This is a genomic window from Wolbachia endosymbiont of Tuta absoluta, from assembly GCF_059414725.1.
In genome coordinates, this window is record NZ_JBNRJY010000458.1 from 1 (window position 1) to 951 (window position 951).

Here is a 951-nt window from a genome sequence, read left to right on the forward strand (position 1 = left end):
GCCTGAGTGTTCGCTATATTTGCTTTTATCAATGTACGTGCTTTATTAAGAAGTCTTTTAATACTTTCTTTCGAAGGTTTAATAATTAACTTCTTATTATATCTACGTACATTACAACCAAGAAAGTCAAACCCTGTTGTAATAGATGTAATCTTTGTCTTCTCTTCTGACAGAATTAAACCTCGCTCATGAAGAAAAGATGATACTAAAGGCTTAACTTCCTTTTCCAGTACTTCATGTGTGAAACCTGAAATAATAAAGTCGTCTGCGTACCTGATTACATTCACTCCACTTCTGATTTTTCCTCTTCTTTTGCTACCTAATTTACCAAAGCGACTTTCTAATAACTGTTCAAGACCATCTAAGGTAAAGTTAGCTAGTATTGGAGAAATTATACTTCCTTGCGGAGTGCCAGCAGTTGTGGGATACAGAGTTTTCGATTCTAGGAAACCAGCTTTTAACCATCTATGAAGAATTTTCTTTTCCATAGGAATATGCTTCATAAGCCATTCATGGTTAATGTTGTCAAAGCACCCTTTGATATCACCTTCTAGTATCCATTGTGGTCGATTGCGTCTTGCCAGTAATAAGTGACAAGCAGCAATAGCATCCGCGCAGGATCTTTTAGGTCTAAAGCCATAGGAGTGACGATCACTGATCGTTTCAGCTATCGGTTCCAGAGCAAACAGATATAATGCTTGCATCGCTCTATCTTTTATCGTGGGTATACCGAGAGGCCTTCTTTTGCCATTAGATTTACTGATATAAATTCGTTTGAGCGGAGAAGGTTTATATCCTCTTTGTTTTAACAGCTTTATTCCTTGAAATTTAGCATTGCAAGTTGACCATAGTTGACGATCTACACCTGCTGTGGTTTTTCCTTGGTTTTCAGTTACTCTCTTAACAGCCAAAGCTTTTCCGCTAAAAGAGCGTGTGAGAAGATGTTGTAAA

Annotated in this window: 1 protein-coding gene; it reads right to left on the reverse strand. The window is 37.4% G+C overall.

Features of this window, described 5'->3' with window-relative positions; all coding sequences use genetic code 11:
- A partial coding sequence (ltrA, locus tag ACJ5GX_RS04985; RefSeq protein WP_495292766.1) for a group II intron reverse transcriptase/maturase occupies positions 1-911 on the reverse strand: 911 nt, incomplete at its 3' end.
- Between the last annotated feature and the right edge of the window lie 40 nt (positions 912-951).